Origin of the sequence: Geodermatophilus sp. DSM 44513 (assembly GCF_032460525.1) — a bacterium.
Classification (GTDB): Bacteria; Actinomycetota; Actinomycetes; order Mycobacteriales; family Geodermatophilaceae; genus Geodermatophilus.
This window is the reverse complement of sequence record NZ_CP135963.1, coordinates 3,041,114-3,057,520: the sequence shown is the minus strand read 5'-3', so window position 1 is coordinate 3,057,520 and position 16,407 is coordinate 3,041,114. Positions and strand designations below refer to the sequence as shown.

At 76.5% G+C, this 16,407-nt stretch carries 15 protein-coding genes; 10 read left to right on the top strand and 5 right to left on the bottom strand.

The window, feature by feature from the left end; genetic code table 11:
* The first annotated feature begins 26 nt into the window (after positions 1-26).
* Together RTG05_RS14770 and RTG05_RS14765 are read left to right on the top strand one after the other, a co-directional pair.
* Positions 27-587 (top strand): hypothetical protein, encoded by a 561-nt coding sequence (locus RTG05_RS14770; RefSeq protein WP_166525754.1) that lies wholly within the window; start codon positions 27-29, stop codon positions 585-587.
* Between the two features lie 24 nt (positions 588-611).
* Positions 612-3,602, top strand: coding sequence for a sacsin N-terminal ATP-binding-like domain-containing protein (locus tag RTG05_RS14765; protein WP_166525753.1), 2,991 nt, complete (start codon positions 612-614; stop codon positions 3,600-3,602).
* 20 nt (positions 3,603-3,622) lie between these two features.
* Here RTG05_RS14765 and RTG05_RS14760 read toward each other — a convergent pair whose 3' ends face one another.
* Positions 3,623-3,907 (bottom strand): hypothetical protein, encoded by a 285-nt coding sequence (locus RTG05_RS14760; RefSeq protein WP_166525752.1) that lies wholly within the window; start codon positions 3,905-3,907, stop codon positions 3,623-3,625.
* Positions 3,908-4,102: 195 nt separating this feature from the next.
* Between RTG05_RS14760 and RTG05_RS14755 the strand changes: the two genes are divergently transcribed.
* The 6 genes from RTG05_RS14755 to RTG05_RS14730 all read left to right on the top strand — a co-directional run bounded on the left by RTG05_RS14755 (position 4,103) and on the right by RTG05_RS14730 (position 9,810).
* Positions 4,103-4,450: an STAS domain-containing protein gene (locus RTG05_RS14755; protein ID WP_166525751.1), complete on the top strand. Its 348-nt coding sequence runs from the start codon at positions 4,103-4,105 to the stop codon at positions 4,448-4,450.
* Positions 4,451-4,790: 340 nt separating this feature from the next.
* Entirely contained in the window at positions 4,791-5,579 is a 789-nt protein-coding gene (locus tag RTG05_RS14750) for an ABC transporter ATP-binding protein (protein ID WP_166525750.1), read from the top strand.
* The gene (locus RTG05_RS14745; RefSeq protein ID WP_315911910.1) at positions 5,567-6,433 is read left to right on the top strand and encodes an ABC transporter ATP-binding protein; all 867 of its coding nucleotides are present in this window, start codon (positions 5,567-5,569) and stop codon (positions 6,431-6,433) included. Before RTG05_RS14750 ends, RTG05_RS14745 begins: the two co-directional genes overlap by 13 nt.
* The gene (locus RTG05_RS14740; RefSeq protein ID WP_166525749.1) at positions 6,430-7,320 is read left to right on the top strand and encodes a branched-chain amino acid ABC transporter permease; all 891 of its coding nucleotides are present in this window, start codon (positions 6,430-6,432) and stop codon (positions 7,318-7,320) included. The genes RTG05_RS14745 and RTG05_RS14740 overlap by 4 nt, the downstream gene beginning before the upstream one ends.
* Complete coding sequence (locus RTG05_RS14735) at positions 7,313-8,563, top strand: branched-chain amino acid ABC transporter permease (protein WP_166525748.1); 1,251 nt, start codon at positions 7,313-7,315, stop codon at positions 8,561-8,563. Before RTG05_RS14740 ends, RTG05_RS14735 begins: the two co-directional genes overlap by 8 nt.
* A complete protein-coding gene (locus tag RTG05_RS14730; protein ID WP_166525747.1) occupies positions 8,560-9,810 on the top strand; it encodes an ABC transporter substrate-binding protein in 1,251 nt (416 codons plus the stop codon). Before RTG05_RS14735 ends, RTG05_RS14730 begins: the two co-directional genes overlap by 4 nt.
* An 84-nt stretch (positions 9,811-9,894) precedes the next feature.
* Here RTG05_RS14730 and RTG05_RS14725 read toward each other — a convergent pair whose 3' ends face one another.
* Entirely contained in the window at positions 9,895-11,049 is a 1,155-nt protein-coding gene (locus RTG05_RS14725; protein ID WP_166525746.1) for an MFS transporter, read from the bottom strand.
* A gap of 119 nt (positions 11,050-11,168) precedes the next feature.
* Here RTG05_RS14725 and RTG05_RS14720 point away from each other — a divergent pair, with 119 nt between their 5' ends.
* Positions 11,169-12,380, top strand: a complete 1,212-nt coding sequence (locus tag RTG05_RS14720; protein WP_166525745.1) for an acetyl-CoA C-acetyltransferase — start codon at positions 11,169-11,171, stop codon at positions 12,378-12,380.
* A 95-nt stretch (positions 12,381-12,475) separates the two neighbouring features.
* Positions 12,476-13,243 (top strand): 3-oxoacyl-ACP reductase FabG, encoded by a 768-nt coding sequence (fabG, locus tag RTG05_RS14715; protein WP_166525744.1) that lies wholly within the window; start codon positions 12,476-12,478, stop codon positions 13,241-13,243.
* Between the two features lie 73 nt (positions 13,244-13,316).
* On the opposite strand, the gene RTG05_RS14710 is transcribed toward fabG, so the two are convergent.
* Genes RTG05_RS14710 through RTG05_RS14700 form a run of 3 tightly spaced genes read right to left on the bottom strand, consistent with a single transcriptional unit; the run spans position 13,317 to position 16,399 of the window.
* On the bottom strand, positions 13,317-14,663 hold the full coding sequence (locus RTG05_RS14710; RefSeq protein ID WP_166525743.1) for a DUF2254 domain-containing protein: 1,347 nt from the start codon (positions 14,661-14,663) through the stop codon (positions 13,317-13,319).
* Positions 14,660-15,559 carry a DUF1206 domain-containing protein gene (locus tag RTG05_RS14705; RefSeq protein ID WP_315911909.1) on the bottom strand — a complete coding sequence of 300 codons (900 nt, stop codon included), beginning with the start codon at positions 15,557-15,559 and terminating at the stop codon, positions 14,660-14,662. The genes RTG05_RS14710 and RTG05_RS14705 overlap by 4 nt, the downstream gene beginning before the upstream one ends.
* Positions 15,560-16,399: a DUF1206 domain-containing protein gene (locus RTG05_RS14700; RefSeq protein WP_166525742.1), complete on the bottom strand. Its 840-nt coding sequence runs from the start codon at positions 16,397-16,399 to the stop codon at positions 15,560-15,562.
* Positions 16,400-16,407 lie beyond the last annotated feature (8 nt).

The window sequence follows — 16,407 nt, the reverse complement described above, 5'->3', positions numbered from 1 at the left end:
CTCCCCGGCGCTGCCATGCTGCCCGGGTGACCCGCTCCCGCGCTGCCGTGCCGGCGGTCGCCGCGCTGGCGGCCTCCCTCCCCGTGGCCCTCGCGCTCGGCGGCTGCGCCCGCGACCTGGAGGCGGAGGTGCACGACCTGCTGCAGCAGCGGGTGGACGCCGTGCACGCGTCGGTCCTGGACACCCGGGCGCGCGACCCGCGGCCGACCGGGCAGGCGGCGGCCCAGGCCCTCGACCCGTACGGGGACGCGCTGCGCACGACGGTCGAGGGCGACGACGTCGTGCTCGTCCGGGCGGTGGGGGCCGCGGTGTCCGAGCTGCGCGGCTGGAAGCCCACCGAGACGTCGGCGTCGCTGGGCGCCTGCGTCGAGGTGACCGTCCGGGCCGGGGACGGCGGGGAGGACCCGGGGAGCGTCACCACCGGGCCGGTGCCCTGCCCGGCCGGGGCGGAGGTCCTCGGTGACGACGGCCGCCCGGTCGAGGCGCTCACCACCGACCTCGCCGGCCGGTCGGACGACGTCGGAGCACCCCCGTACGACCCTCCCGTGTGCCTGTCGGGGGAGCCGTGCACCGAGGGCGGCGGCTGACCGGCCGCTGCGACGATGACCGGCGTGACCGCCGACCCCTTCGACACCGCGGCGCTGCGGCGGCGGGTGCTCGCCGCGTGGGCGGACTCCCCGGCCCGCTTCCGCGAGGACGCCAACGCCGAGGAGGACCTGGTCCGCGGCGGCTACCGCGACCGGCTGCTGGTCGAGCTGGCTCAGAACGCCGCCGACGCTGCCGCCCGGGCCGGGGTGCCCGGCCGGCTGCGGCTGGAGCTCGCCGCCGACGGCGCCGGGGGAGAGGTGCTGCGGGCGGCCAACACCGGCGCGCCGCTGGACGCCGCCGGCGTGCAGGGGCTGGCCACCCTGCGCGCCTCGGCCAAGCGCGACGAGCCCGGGACGGTCGGCCGGTTCGGGGTCGGCTTCGCCGCCGTGCTGGCCGTCACCGACTCACCCGCGGTGCACTCGACGACCGGCGGCGTCGGCTTCGGCGCCGACCGCACCCGCGCCGAGGTCGCCCGCACCGGGGGCCTCGCCGACGAGCTGGCCCGTCGCGACGGCGCCGTCCCGGTGCTGCGGCTGCCGTGGCCGGCCGACGGCGCACCGCCGGAGGGCTTCGCCACGGAGGTGGTGCTGCCGCTGCGCGCCGGCTCGCGGGCCGGCGTGCGGGCCGCGCTGGCCGAGCTCGGCCCCGAGTTGCTGCTCGCGCTGCCCGGGCTGGCCGGCGTCGACGTCGTCCTCGACGGGACCGTGCGGTCGCTGGCGGCCCGGTACCGCGACGCCGCCGCCGAGCTCACCGACGGCGACCGGACGACGACCTGGCGGCTGGTCCGCCGGACGGGCGTGCTGCCCGCGGAGCTGCTGGCCGACCGGCCGGTGGAGGAGCGGGACCGCCGCGCCTGGACGCTCACCTGGGCGGTGCCCCTGGACGGCGACGGACGGCCGGTGCCCCTGCCGCTGCCCCAGCGGGTGCACGCGCCCACGCCCAGCGACGAGCCGCTCGGCCTGCCCGCCCGGCTCCTCGCGCCCTTCCCGCTGGGCCCCGACCGGCGGCACGTGCTGCCCGGGCCGGTCACCGACGCGCTGGTCGCCGAGGCCGCCGGCGGCTACGCCGACCTGCTCGCCGGGCTGGCCTCCGATGCAGCCGTGCTGGCGCTGGTGCCACGCGTCGGCCTGGCCGGCGCCGAGCTGGACGCGGCGCTGGGCACCGCGGCGCTGGACCGGCTGCGGGCGGCCGCGTGGCTGCCGGTGGCCGGGGCGGGCGACCGGCGCCAGCTCCCCTCCCGCGCCGCGGTGCTCGCCGAGCCGACCGCCGAGCGGGTGGCCGCGCTCACCGGCGTGCTGCCCGGGCTGCTGCCGGCGGACTGGTCCAGGCGCGGCTCCCTGCCCGCCCTGGCCGCGCTCGGCGTGCGCCGCGTCGGCACCGCCGAGGCGGTGGAGGCGGTGCGCGGCGTCGCCCGGCCGGCGGCCTGGTGGGCGCGGCTGTACGCCGCCCTGGACGGCGCCGACCGCGACGAGCTCGCCGCGCTGCCCGTCCCGCTGGCCGACGGCCGCACCGCGCACGGCCCCGTCGGGGTGCTGCTGCCCGACGCGGGCCTGCCGGTGGCGCGGCTCGGTCCGCTGGGCCTGCGGCTGGCCGACCCGGACGCCGTCGCACCCCCCGCCGCCCGCCGGCTGCTGGAGCGGCTCGGCGCGCGCCCGGCGACCGCCGCCGCGGTGCTCGCCGACCCCGGGGTGCGGGCCGCGGTCGAGGGCTCGCTCGACGCGGCCGACGACCCCACCGACGGCGACCCGGCTGCGTTCGCCGACGCCGTCCTCGCGCTGGTCGCCGCCGCCGGCACCGCGCCCGGGGAGCTGCCCTGGCTGGCCGAGCTCGCCCTGCCCGACGCCGCGGGCGGCTGGGCGCCGGCCGGCGAGCTGGTGCTGCCCGGCTCGCGGTTCGCCGCCGTCCTGGCCGACGGGGCGCTGGGCACCCCCGACCCGGCGGCGCTGGACGCCGACCCGGACGTGCTGCGCGCGGTCGGCGTGCTCGACGGCTTCGCCCTGGTGACCGCCGAGGACCCCGACGACCTCGACGTCGACGGCGCGCAGGACTGGGCCGACGCCGTCCTCGACCGGCTGCCCACCGGCGCCCCGCCGCCGTCCTGGCCGCCGCTGACCACGGTCCGCGACCTCGAGCTGGTCGCCGACTGGCCCGGCGCGCTGCACCTGCTGGCCCGGCTGCCCGCAGCGGCGTGGGCCGACGTCGTCCTCGGCGGGGTGGCCGTGCCCGGCCACCTGCGCTGGTGGCTGGGTGCCCACCCGGTCCTCGGCGGCCGGCGGCCGGACCGGCTGCGGCACCCCGACGCCGCCGAGCTGCGGGGGCTCTACGACCCGGCCGAGGCCGACCCCGGCCTGCTGGAGCTGCTGCGCCCCCCGGCGTCGCTGACCGACGTGCTGGCCGACGTCGACGCCGCCCTGGACCTGCTCGACCGGCTCGGCGACCCGCGCCGCACGGTGCCGCCGGCGGTGCTGCGCACCGTGCACGCCCGGCTCGCCGCGGCACTGGACGGCGTGGACGTCGACCCGCCGCAGCGGGTGCGGGTGGCGCCGGACCGCGTGGTGCCCGCCGGGTGGGCGGTCGTCCTGGACGCCCCGTGGCTGCTGCCGCTGGTCGACGCCGCGCTGGTCCCGGCCGGTGGCGCCCCGGGCCCGGTGGCCGACCTGCTGGACCTCCCGCTCGCCAGCGAGGAGGTGCCGGCCCGGGTGGAGAGCCGACCGGCGCGGACCCTGCGCTGGGCCGACGTGCCCGGGGCGGGGCTGGCCGGCGCCCGGCTCGGGGTGGCCGAGCTGGCCGGCGAGGTCGCCGTCCACGAGCCGTTGCGCGCCGGCGGCCGGCCGGTGCCCTGGTGGCCGGGGGGAGGCGCCGGGCCGGACTCCGTGGACGGCACGCCGACCGCGCTCGGCCGGGCGCTGGCCTGGCGGGCCGGCGCGTGGTCGCTGCGCCAGGCGCTGGTCGAGGCGTTCGCCGCCCCCGCCCTCGCCGCCGACCTGGCCGCCGAGGACGCCGTCGGCCCCTGAGTCGGGACCGCGCGCCGGGGTCAGCGGCCGCCGCTGCGGCGACGCTGGTGGGCCTCCCAGCGCTCGCGGTCGCGGGCACGTGCCTCCCGGGTGCGCTCCCGGTGGGCCGCGCGCCGACGGGCCCGGGCGAGTTCGCGCTGCTCGAAGGAGGGGTGGCTGTCCCAGGTGCGGGACAGCACCGCCAGCCCCCAGAGGCAGGTGCCCACGATGGCGACGAACGCGGCCAGGATGGGGTCCAGCAGCAGGAAGGCCGCGACCGACCCGGCCGCCACGACCGCGCCCCACACCACCAGCCGTCCGGACACGCCGTCCAGTATCCCCCGCCGCGCGGGCGCGTCCTGGGGGCGGACCGGCTGCCCCTTGCTTCTGCCGACCGGCATCCCTACCGTCTCGTTGTAGCGGTTCAACAGTCAGCCGCGGCACCTGCTGCCGGACCCCTCGCGCTGCCACGGCTGACGCCGTGGCCTCCGCACGGGTCCTGCTCCCCCGAGAGGCACACCGTGACCACTGTGCGCGCCGCCGACCTCGTCTCCCTCGACGTGACCCGGTCGGCTGCCGGCGTCCGGGTCGCCGTCGTCGGAGAGGTGGACTCCTCCAGTGCTCCCTCGTTGCGCGCGGCGGTCGACGCGGCCTTCGCCGGCGGGGCCCGCGCGCTCACCGTCGACCTCGACGGGGTGACCTTCCTGGACTCCGCGGGCCTGTGCGTGCTGGCCGGTGCCCACCGGCGGGCGGCGGTCGACGGCGTCGTCCTGCGGGTGGTCGCCTCGGGCCGGGCGGTCGTCCGCCCGCTGCAGATCACCGGCCTCTACGACCTGCTCGCCGTCGGGGTGGACGCCGGCGCAGCCTGAGGGAGGACCCCCTCGCCCCCCACCGGAGAAGGACCCCGTCCTCCCCACCCTTCGCGAGCTCAGGGCGGGGCCCGGGACGGGGCCGGCGGCGGGCCCCTCAAGGGGACCGTTCTACCCCGGACCGGCCCGCGGCCGGTCCGGGGTCCCGTCGCGCCCTGGGCGGGTGACACCGCAGGTCACCTGCTGGTCACGATGCGCGCGGCCGGTGGACGGATCCCCGCGCGGAGCGTTTACAGTTCGCGGCCATGTGCCTCAGCTCACAGACCCATGCCGTCGCCCGGCGCGGCACACGACGGACCCCGGTGGACCCCCTCGGCGGACCAGCGGCGGTGCGGCCCGCATGCTGAGGATCGACTCCCTGCAGGTCACCTACGGCGGGGCGGTCGAGGCCGTCCGCGGCGTGACCATGGAGGTCCCCGACGGCACGGTGGTCGCCGTCCTCGGCAGCAACGGCGCCGGGAAGTCCACGCTGCTGCGCACCATCTCCGGCACGCTGCGGCTGCACCGCGGCCGCGTCGACGCGGGCTCGGTGCACTTCGACGGCGAGGAGCTCAGCGGCCGCGACCCCAGCCACATCGTGCGCCGGGGCGTGGTCCAGGTGCCCGAGGGCCGGCGGATCTTCGGTCGGCTGACCGTCGAGGAGAACCTGCGGGCCGGTGGCATGGGCAACCGGGACCGTGCCGCCAAGGCGAAGGCGCGGGAGCGGGTCTTCGACCTCTTCCCGGTGCTGAAGGAGCGCAGCACCCAGCGGGGCGGGCTGCTCTCCGGGGGCGAGCAGCAGATGCTCGCCATCGGGCGGGCGCTCATGGCCAGCCCGAAGCTGCTGCTGCTCGACGAGCCCTCGCTGGGCCTGGCGCCGCGCATCATCGGCCAGATCGGCGAGGTCATCGGCGAGATCAACCGCCAGGGCACCTCGGTGCTGCTGGTCGAGCAGAACGCCACCATGGCGCTCGGGGTCGCCGACCTGGCCTACGTCCTCGACGTCGGCAAGGTGTCGCTGTCCGGGCCGGCCGCCGAGCTGGCGCGCACCGACGAGGTGCAGCGGCTCTACCTCGGCCACGGCGAGGCCGCGGTCACCGAGCAGGTCAGCCGCGGTCCGCGCCGCACGCTGTCGCGGTGGACGGCGTGACCGCGGCCGAGGTGGAGACCCGGCCGGACGTCCCGCCGGTCGAGGTCGAGCACGTCAGCGTCCGCTTCGGCGCGATCCGGGCGCTCAACGACGTCTCCTTCACCGTCGCGCCGGGGACCATCCACGCGGTCATCGGCCCCAACGGCGCCGGCAAGTCGACGATGTTCAACGTCCTGTCCGGGGTCTACAAGGCCGCCGAGGGCGAGGTCCGCTTCGGCGACGCGCGGCTGGACCGGATGCGCCCGTTCCAGATCGCCGGGGTGGGCGTGGCCCGGGCGTTCCAGAACATCGCGCTGTCCGGAACCCAGTCGGTGGCCGAGAACCTCATGCTCGGCCGCCACCACCTCACCAAGGCCGGCTTCCTGTCCTCCGGGCTGCGTCTGCCCAGCGCCACCCGGGAGGGCAAGCGGCACGGCGAGCGGATCCGGGAGATCGCGGAGTTCCTGGACCTCGGCGAGAAGCTGCACACCCCGGTCGGCGTGCTCTCCTACGGCGACCAGAAGCGGGTCGAGGTGGCCCGCGCACTGTGCACCGAGCCGCGGCTGCTGCTGCTGGACGAGCCGGTGGCCGGCATGAACGCCGAGGAGACCAACCGGATGGCCGAGGCCATCCGCGAGATCCGGCACGCGCTGGGGATCTCCATCGTCCTCGTCGAGCACGACATGGGGATGGTCATGTCCCTGGCCGACCGGGTCACCGTCCTGGACTTCGGACGCCGGATCGCCGACGGCACCCCCGCGCAGGTGCAGACCGACCCCGAGGTCATCCGCGCCTACCTCGGCTCGGGCGACGACAGCACCCCTGCCGAGGCCGCGGCCCACCACACCTCCGACACGCCAGGGGCGCACCCGTGACCCAGTTCCTCTCCCTCCTGTTCAACGGGCTGTCGCTCGGCGCCATCTACGCGCTGATCGCGCTCGGCTTCGTGATCATCTTCAAGGCCAGCGAGGTGGTGAGCTTCACCCACGGGTCGCTGCTGCTGCTCGGCGCCTACTCGATCGCCCGGCTGTCGGAGCCGCTCGGCTTCCTCGGCGCCGTGCTCGTCGGCCTGGCGATCACCGCGCTGGCCGCGTTCCTGGTCGAGCGGTTCATCATCAACCGGCTGCGCGGCGCCCCGGTGATCAGCCTGGCCATCGTCACCATCGGCGTCGACATCATCCTGCTGACCGAGCTCATCCGGCGGATCGGCCCCGACATCCTCAACGTCCCCCACCCGTGGGGCGGCGAGTCGGTGCGCGTCGGCGGCATCGGCATCACCCAGAACCGGCTGGTCGCCATGATCGTCGCCGGCATCCTCATCGTGCTGTTCTTCGCCGCCTTCAAGTACTCCAGCTGGGGCGTGGCGATGCGCGCGTCCGCGGAGGACGGCGAGACCGCGGCGCTGATGGGCATCCGGCAGGGCCGGGTCTCCGCGCTGGCCTGGGTCGTCGCCGGCGTCCTGGCCGGGGTGGCCGCCCTGTTCCTGGTGGGCAGCCCGACCCCGGGGGTCAGCTCGGCGGTGTACGCCACCGCGCTGCGGGCGCTGCCCGCGGCCATCCTGGGCGGCCTGGACTCCACCGGCGGAGCGCTGGTCGGCGGGCTGCTCATCGGCGTGGCCGAGTCGCTGGCCGCCGGCTACCAGGAGCAGCTGCTGTTCCTCGGCCGCGGTTTCGGCGAGGTCGTCCCCTACGTGGTGATGATCGCCGTCCTGCTGGTCCGTCCGTCGGGGCTGTTCGGCACCAAGGAGCTCACCCGTGTCTGAGCAGACCGTCTCCCGGCCGGCCGGGGCCACCCGCAGCCCGGCCGCCGCAGCCCCCGCCCGCCCGGCGCCGGCCCGCTCCGGGTCGGTGGTGAAGTGGGCGCTGACCGCGGCGCTGCTGCTGTTCCTGCTGGTCTTCCCGCTGTACTTCGACGAGTTCTGGCTGCGCACCGGGTTCGCGGTGTTCGGCGCGGCCATCGGCGCGATCGGGCTGAACCTGCTGGTGGGCACCACCGGCCAGCTGTCGCTGGCGCACGCCTTCTTCCTCGCCGTCGGGGCGGTGAGCTACACCTACATCTCCGGGGAGTCCGGCGGGCTGGGCACCCGCGCCGGCCTGGAGGGGCTGGGCCTGCCGCCCGTCGTCGGGATGGTCGTCGGCGTGCTGCTCGCCGGGCTGGCCGGGCTGGTGTTCAGCCCGATCGCGGCGCGGCTGCGCGGCATCTACCTCGGCGTCGCCTCGCTGGCCCTGGTGTTCATCGGCGTGCACGTCATCAACACCTGGACGCCGGTCACCGGCGGGTTCAACGGCCGCGCGGCGCCGGAGTTCTCGCTGTTCGGGTTCACCTTCGGCAACAGCGACCCGCAGCTGTTCGTCCTCGGCGTCCCGTTCCGGGAGGCCGAGCGGCTGTGGTACCTCGGGCTGGTCCTGCTGATCGTCGCCTACGTGTTCGCCCGCAACCTGCTGCGCAGCCGGCCCGGCCGCGCGCTGCAGACGCTGCGGGACAGCGAGGTCGCCGCGTCGGTCATGGGCGTCAACGTGCAGGCCTACAAGGCGCGGGTCTTCCTGGTCAGCTCGATGTACGCCGGCCTGTCCGGTGTCCTCTACGCGCTGTCCATCGGCAGCATCGCGCCGGAGTCCTTCACCCTGCTGGTCTCGGTCCAGTACCTGGCCATGATCGTGCTCGGCGGGCTGGGGTCGGTGGGCGGCGCGGTGCTGGGGGCGCTGTTCGTCACCGCGTTGCCGCTGCTGTTCCAGCAGTACGCCGACGTCCTGCCGCTGGTGAGCGCCCCGGGCCAGGGCGGCATCGCCGCGGGTTTCGCCGCCCGGTTCCTCTACGGCGCGGCGATCATCCTGATCGTCCTCTTCGAGCCCGCCGGCCTGGCCGGGGCCGCGCAGCGCCTCACCTCCCGCTTCCGCCGGGGCCGTGCGCCCGCCCGCGGCGGACCGGCCACACCACCACCGGAGCAACCGGGCTCCGCACCGACCCCCTCGGACCGACCAGCACAAGGGAGCAACCCCAGATGAGAACAGGCAAGACCCTGCGCACCACCACCGCGGTCGCCGCCGCCGTCGTCGTGGTGACGGCCGGCTGCAGCACCCGGGCTCCGGAGGAGAGCGGCGGCGGCGGTGGAGGCGGCGAGGGCGGCGCGGCCGCGGACGTCCTCACCGACGTCGGCGTCGAGGGGGAGACCATCCGGCTCGGCGTCCTCACCGACCTGACCGGGGTGTTCGCCGCGCTCGGCCAGGACATCACCAACGCCAACCAGCTGTTCTGGCAGGACAACCAGGTCTGCGACACCTACAGCGTCGAGCTCGACGTCCAGGACACCGGCTACGTGCCGCAGACCGGCGTGCAGCTGTACAGCAGCCTGGAGCCCAACGTCCTGGCGATGCAGCAGACCATCGGCTCGCCGATCAACACCGCCCTCGCCCCGGAGTTCGAGGCCGACTCCATGGTCAACTTCCCGTCGGCCTGGGCGCGCACCCTCACCGAGATCCCCGGCACCGGGGTCCCGGGCGCCACCTACGACGTCGAGCTGGCCAACGGCTACGCGTACATGTTCGACCAGGGGCTGCTGGCCGAGGGCGACACCGTCGGGCACATCTACTTCGAGGGTGAGTACGGCGAGAACGGTCTGGCCGGCAGCGAGGCGGTCGCCGAGGAGCGCGGGCTGACTATCATCCCGGCGCAGATCAAGGCGACCGACCAGGACATGACCGCGCAGATCACCCAGTTCGCCGCGGCCGGGGTCGACGCCATCGCGCTGACCGTGGCGCCCACGCAGACCGCCTCGGCGGCCGGCGTGGCGGCGGCCCAGGGCCTCGACGTGCCGATCATCGGCAGCAACCCGGTCTTCGCACCCGGCCTGCTGCAGGGCCCGGCGGCGCAGGCGCTCAAGGACAACCTGTACGTGGCCAGCCCGGTGTCGGCCTTCGACGCCCAGCCCGAGCTGCTCGCCCAGTACCAGGAGGCCTACCCGAACGTGCAGCCGAGCCTCGGCGTGCTCGTCGGCTACGGCATGAGCGCGATCATGAAGCAGGTGCTCGACGCGGCCTGCGAGAACGGTGACCTCACCCGCGAGGGCGTGTTCAGCGCCTTCAACGAGCTGTCCAACGTCGACACCGGCGGGCTCGTCGTGCCCATCGACGGCTTCGAGACCGGCGTGTCGCCCAGCCTGCAGAGCTTCATCCTGCGGCCGGCCGACGTCCCCGGGGGTGCCGAGGTGGCGCAGGAGGCGTTCGAGGGCGAGTTCGCGGCGGGTCTCGCGTAACGGGAGGACCCCCTGCATGTGCGGTGCGGCGCCCCCTCCCGGCCGGGAGGGGGCGCCGTCGCTCGTCCGGGACCGGTCGCCGGCTCACAGCCCGCCACGGCGGGCGACCGGGACCAGCCGCGCGGCGAGCACCGCGACCAGCACCCCGGCCACCAGCAGCGGCACCCACGCCGGCGCCGAGCGGGCCGCGGTGGCCATGAGGAAGGGGACGGCGAAGCCGAGGTAGGCGCACGCCAGGAACACCGACGTCAGCTCCCCCCGGCGGGTGGGCGCGGCCAGCCGACCGGTGACGGTCAGCCCGGCCGCCAGGCACAGGCCACCGCCGGACCCCAGCAGCGGCGCGGCGGCCAGCAGCCACCCCCACGCGCCGGTGGCCACGAAGACCGCCGCCGCGGCGTAGCCGCCCGCCCCGAGCGCGGCCCCGGTCACCGCCGTCCACGGTCCCAGCCGGCGCTGCAGGCCGGCCACCACCGTGCCGGCGCCGAGCGTCACCCCCGCGAGCACGCCGGTGACCGCGACGCCGCCGGCCGGCAGCGCACCGAGCAGCGGCACCGCGGAGATCATCGACGACGGGAAGGCGTAGACGCAGACCGCCACCGGCGCCAGGACGGTCGTGGCCAGCGCCAGGCTGCCCGGCGGCAGCAGCGGGACAGCGGGGCCACCGGCGGTGCGCCGTCCGCCCGGGTGCAGCGTGACCGTCTCCGGCAGCCGCACCGCCAGCGCCAGCCCGGCCGCCACCAGCACCGTGTGCAGCAGGTAGGGCAGCACCGTGGGCGCCGGCGCGAACTGGCCGAGCAGCCCGCTGGTCAGCGGGCCCAGGGAGAACCCCGCGGTCATGGCGAACGCCGCCCGCCGACCGCCCGCCCCGTCTCCGGAGGCGAGGGACAGCTCGGCGATCCAGGCGCTGGCCACGCTGAACACGACGCCGCTCACCACGCCCTGCAGGAAGCGGGCACCGAACAGCAGCGCCAGCGACCCGCCCGCCGCGGCGAAGGCCAGCGACGCCAGCCCGGCCAGCACCACGCCGGGGAGCGCGACGCGGCGGCGGCCCAGCCGGTCCGACAGCGGGCCGGCCAGGAACAGCGCGGGCACCAGCCCGGCGGCGTAGCAGCCGAACAGCGCGGTCAGCACCTCGGGGGAGAGGTCGAGGCGCTCCTGGTAGACCAGCAGCAGCGGCGTCGGGACGTTGGTCCCGGCCGCGACCGCGAACAACGTGAACACCGCTCGCCTCCAGGCCACCGCGGCACCCTACGGAGCCCGACGTCGGCCCGGCGCCGGCCGCGGGGAGGCCGACGGGGCGCGCGCCGGGGCGCGGGGGCAGACTCACGGTGCCGACGGCGACCGACGAGGAGGACCCCGTGCGTGATGCGGTCATCTGCGAGCCCCTGCGGACCCCGGTGGGGGGCTTCGGCGGCACCCTGCGCGACGTGCCGGTCCAGGACCTCGCCGCCACCGTCGTCCGGGCGGTCGTGCAGCGCACCGGCCTGCCACCGGAGTCGGTGGACGACGTGCTGCTCGGCCACTGCTACCCGACGATGGAGGCCCCCGCGCTCGGCCGCGTCGCCGCGCTGGACGCCGGCCTGCCGGTGACCGCCTCCGGCATCCAGGTCGACCGGCGCTGCGGCTCGGGCCTGCAGGCGGTGCTCTACGCGGCGATGCAGGTGCAGACCGGCGCGGCGGACGTCGTCCTGGCCGGCGGGGCCGAGTCGATGAGCAACGCGCCGTTCTACTCCTCCGCCATGCGCTGGGGCGTCAAGGCCGGTCCCGGCGTGCTGCTGCAGGACGGGCTGGCCCGCGGCCGGGTCACCGCCGGCGGGCAGCACCACCCGGTGCCCGGCGGCATGCTGGAGACCGCGGAGAACCTGCGGCGGGAGTACCGGATCAGCCGCGAGGAGCAGGACGAGTACGCCGTCCGCAGCCACCGGCGCGCCGCGGCCGCCACCGAGGCCGGACGGTTCGCCGACGAGATCGTGCCGGTGACCGTCCGCGGCCGGAAGGGCGACACCGTCGTCGACCGCGACGAGCACATCCGCCCGGACTCCGACGTGGCGACCCTCGCCAGGCTGCGCCCGATCATGGGCAAGGACGACCCGGAGGCCACGGTCACCGCCGGCAACGCCAGCGGGCAGAACGACGGGGCCGCGGTGTGCGTGGTGACCTCCCCGGAGAAGGCCGCCGAGCTCGGCCTCACGCCCCTGGCCCGGCTGGTGTCGTGGGCCGTGGCCGGCGTGCCGCCGAGGACCATGGGCATCGGCCCGGTGCCGGCCACCGCCAAGGCACTCGCGCTGGCCGACGTGAAGCTCGCCGAGGTCGACCTGATCGAGCTCAACGAGGCCTTCGCCAGCCAGGTGCTCGCCGTCGCCCGCGAGTGGGGCTTCACCGACGCCGACTGGGAGCGCACCAACGTCAACGGCTCCGGCATCTCACTCGGCCACCCGGTGGGCGCCACGGGCGGCCGCATCCTGGCCACCCTCACCCGCGAGATGGCCCGCCGCGACGCCCGCTACGGGCTGGAGACGATGTGCATCGGCGGCGGCCAGGGCCTCGCCGCCCTGTTCGAGCGCGTCTGAAGAAGGACCTCCCTGCCCCCCACGCCTCGCTCCGCTCGGCGCGGGCCCCTGCAGGGAGGCCGGCCGTCCCGTCCACCCACCTCCGGAGTCGCCGCATGTCCAGCCCCACCGCCCAGCAGCGGGTCGCCGTCGTCACCGGCGCGGCCCGCGGCATCGGCGCCGCCACCGCGCGGCGCCTGGCCGAGGACGGCTTCGCCGTGGCCGTGCTCGACCTGGCCGAGGACGACGCCCGCGGCACCGTGCAGCAGATCGCGGCCGCCGGCGGCCGGGCGCTCGCGGTGGGCGCCGACGTCGGCGACGCCGGCCAGGCGCAGGCCGCCGTCGACCGGGTGGTCGCCGAGCTCGGGCCACCGGTCGTCCTGGTCAACAACGCCGGCGTCACCCGCGACGCCATGCTGTTCAAGATGACCGACACCGACTGGGACGTCGTCATGCACGTCCACCTGCGCGGGTCGTTCCTCATGACCCGCGCGGTGCAGCAGCACATGGTCGCCGCCGGCTGGGGCCGGGTGGTGAACCTGTCGAGCACCTCGGCGCTGGGCAACCGCGGCCAGGCCAACTACGCCGCCGCCAAGGCCGGCCTGCAGGGCTTCACCAAGACCCTCGCCGTCGAGCTGGGCCGCTTCGGCGTCACCGCCAACGCCGTCGCCCCCGGGTTCATCGCCACCGACATGACCCGCGCCACCGCCGAGCGCATCGGGCGCGACTGGGAGGAGTACGTGGCCGAGCGGGCGGCCGCGATCCCCGTCCAGCGCGCCGGGCACCCCGACGACATCGCGCACACGGTGTCCTTCCTGGTCAGCGAGGGCGCCGGCTTCGTCACCGGCCAGGTCCTCTACGTCGCCGGCGGCCCCCGGAACTGAAGAGAAGGACCCCCCTGCCCCTCACCACTCGCGAGCTCGCGGCGGGACCCTGCAGGGGGGCCGCGCCGCCCGCTCAGGTCTCGAGCGGCTCCCACCGGTGCTCCAGGGCCCGCTCGACGGCCGCGGCCATCCGCCGCACGTCGTCCTCGGTGCGCCCGGCCGGCACCTCCCCGAGGGACTGGGCGGTCAGCGCCGCACAGTGCTCCCGGACCGCCTGCCGCTGCTGCTCGCTGCGCGCCCGCCAGCCCGCCTCGGCGAGCAGCGAGAACAGCCGCTCGACGACGGTGGGGTCCTGCCGGCCGTAGCTGCGGACCTGGGTGACCGCCAGGTCCAGCAGCGCCCCGTGGTCCCACGACGGCAGCAGCAGCCGGGGGACGCCGTCGTCGCCGGCCACCCGCCGGTGCCAGGTGCCGCGCGAGCTGAGCTGTCCGACCAGCGTGGAGACGTGCGACAGGGCGTGCACGGCGGTCGTCGGGTCGTTGATGCCGGGGGAGAGGGCGCGGGCGGCGATGTCGACGAGCTTGCGCAACCCGTAGCTGGGGTCGGCCGCCGGCGACCGCTCGTAGGACAGCACCACGTGCTGCGCCAGCGCCGCCTCCAGGTCGTCGACCGGCGGCTCCGCCGCCGGGTCGTCGGTCCACACCCAGGCCAGCGGCGTCCCGGCGACGACGGACTCGCCGGGGCGGCGGTCCAGCCGCAGCACCGCCCCCCGGCCGCTCAGCGCCTCCAGCAGCGGTCGCTCGTCGGTCTGCACCAGGAAGCCGCTGGCGCGGGCGCACAGCAGCCGGGCGTGCGCGGGCACCGCCGGCAGCGGGCCGTCGGGCTCGTCGTCCAGCTGCGCCGTGAGCCGGTCGAGAGTGGCGGTGGCCTCGGTGTGGACGTCGCGCATCATCGTCTCGACGCGCAGCTGGCGGGTCTGGTGGGCGAGGAAGGTCACCAGCGCGGCGACCGAGGCCAGGGTGAACAGCAACGCCACGGTGACCGAGATCCGCGGCACGAACGACGAGTCCTCGGACTCGTCGGCCGACCGCACGCTGCGCAGCACCACCAGTGCGTAGACGAAGGTGGCCAGCAGCACCCCGAGGCAGACCTGGACGACGCGGTCGCGGACGAACGTCTGCAGCAGCCGCGGCGAGTACTGGCTGCTGGCCAGCTGCAGGGTCACGATCGTCAGCGAGAACAGCAGCGTGGTGACCGAGATGATGGAGCCGGCGATCGTCGAGAGGATGCCGCGCGCCGCCGACGGCCCGCCCTCGAACACCAGGACCAGCGGTCGCTGCCCCGCGTCCAGCACGTCGTCGAGGACCGGCAACCCGACGCCCAGGCCGACGGCCAGCACGATCGCCACCGTCGGCAGCGGCCACAGCGCGCCGGTGACCGCCTCGCGGACCCTCGCCCACCGGCTGCCCTGCGGGGTCACGACGAGGGGTCCCGGTCGGGGTAGCGGGCCCGGGCCAGCGCGTACACCCCGAAGGCGGCGAACCCGGCGGCCACCCCGCCCAGCAGCCAGGGCCCGGCGCGGACCGAGCCGATCGCGGTCAGCGCGCCGTCCAGCCCGGTGGCGGTGGAGACGTCGGCGGTGCTCGCCGCCCGCCACAGGAGCACGCCGACCAGGCCGAAGGCGATGCCCTTGGCGACGTAGCCCACCCGGCCGACGGCCTCGATGACCGGCTCCCAGCGGTCGGGCGCGGTGGGCAGGTCGATGTCCTTCATGAACCCGCCGGTCACCCCGCGGGCCAGGGTGTAGAAGCCCACGGCGACCACCCCGGCCGCGACGGCGTACACCAGCAGCGCACCGCCGGGCACCTCCAGGGCCTCGCCGGTCAGCTCCCGGAACCGCTCGTCGGCCTGGTACTCCCACCCGAGCGCGAACAGCAGCGCCGTCGCGCCGAGCACGGCGTAGACGGCGGCCTTGGCCAGGCACTTCGTGCACACGAACGCCGTCCGCAGCCGGTGCTCGCGGTCCAGCAGGCCGTGCCACCACAGCAGCACCTCGCCGCCCTGCCACAGCGCGAGGGAGAACAGGCCCAGACCGATCAGCCACAGCAGTGCCGTGCCGCCGGTCGTGCCGGCGACCGCCTGGAGGGCGCCGGTCTGGTCGGCGTCTGTGTGTCCGACGCCGCGGGCCAGCTCGACGGCCAGCCAGCCGATCAGCAGGTGCAGCACGCCGTAGGCCACCAGGCCCACCCGGGCCACCGCCTCGAGCACCGGGTGGTCGGTGACCTCGCGGGCGGACTCCAGCAGGCGCCCGAGACGGCCCCCCTGCAGCGGCCCGCCGCGGGCGTGCGAGCGGTGGGGGGCAGGGGGGTCCTCCACCTAGGTGCGCTCCGGGTAGCGGGCCCGCACGAGGCAGTAGGCGCCGAACGCGGCGATGCCCACCGCGACCAGGGTGAGCAGCACCTGCCCGAACGGCGCCTCGAGGACGGTGCGCAGCGCGCCGTCCAGACCGCCGGCCCGGGCCGGGTCGAAGGTGACCGCGGCGTGCACCAGCAGGCCGCCCACGACGCCCAGCGCCACGCCCTTGGCGGGGAACCCGGCCTGCCCGAGCCGGGTGACCAGGCGGGTGGTCCGCGCCGACGCGTCGCGCAGGTCGATCTCCTCCAGGAACCTCCGGCTGAGCCCCTTGTGCACCAGGTAGGCGCCCACGCCGACGACGGCGAGGCCGACCAGCCCCACCAGCCAGCGTCCGCCCGGCCAGCCGAAGACGCCGCCCACCTGCTGCTGGCCGCCGCCGGACCCGCCGCCCCCCGTGGCGGCGCGGACCGCCAGCACCGCCAGCACCGCGTACAGGACCGCCTTGGCCACGGCCTTGCCGGTCTTCTCCACCGCCTGCTTCCGCGCCTCGCCGGAGGACGACAGGCGCCCGCGCCAGCGCAGCACCTCCGCGGCCTGCCACGCCGCCAGGGCCATGAGCCCGACCGCGAGCAGCCACAGCAGCGGCCGGCCCAGCGGCTGCTCGGCGAGCTGGGCGAACGCGCCGGACTGGTCGGCCGGGTCGTCGTCGCCGCCGCCCCAGGCCAGCTGCACGGCCAGCCAGGCGAGGACCAGGTGCACCACGCCGTAGGCGACGAGCCCGACGCGGGCCAGGTGCTCCAGGGAGTCGCTGTCCCCGGCCCGTCCCGCGGCCCCCGCCGCCCGACCCGTCGTCCCGCCCATGGCCGTTC

Excerpts from the sequence above, each read along its gene's own strand:
- RTG05_RS14750 (WP_166525750.1), top strand. The coding sequence starts at position 4,791 with ATGCTGAGGATCGACTCCCTGCAGGTCACCTACGGCGGGGCGGTCGAG.
- RTG05_RS14730 (WP_166525747.1), top strand. The coding sequence starts at position 8,560 with ATGAGAACAGGCAAGACCCTGCGCACCACCACCGCGGTCGCCGCCGCC.
- fabG (WP_166525744.1), top strand. The coding sequence starts at position 12,476 with ATGTCCAGCCCCACCGCCCAGCAGCGGGTCGCCGTCGTCACCGGCGCG.
- RTG05_RS14700 (WP_166525742.1), bottom strand. The coding sequence starts at position 16,399 with ATGGGCGGGACGACGGGTCGGGCGGCGGGGGCCGCGGGACGGGCCGGG.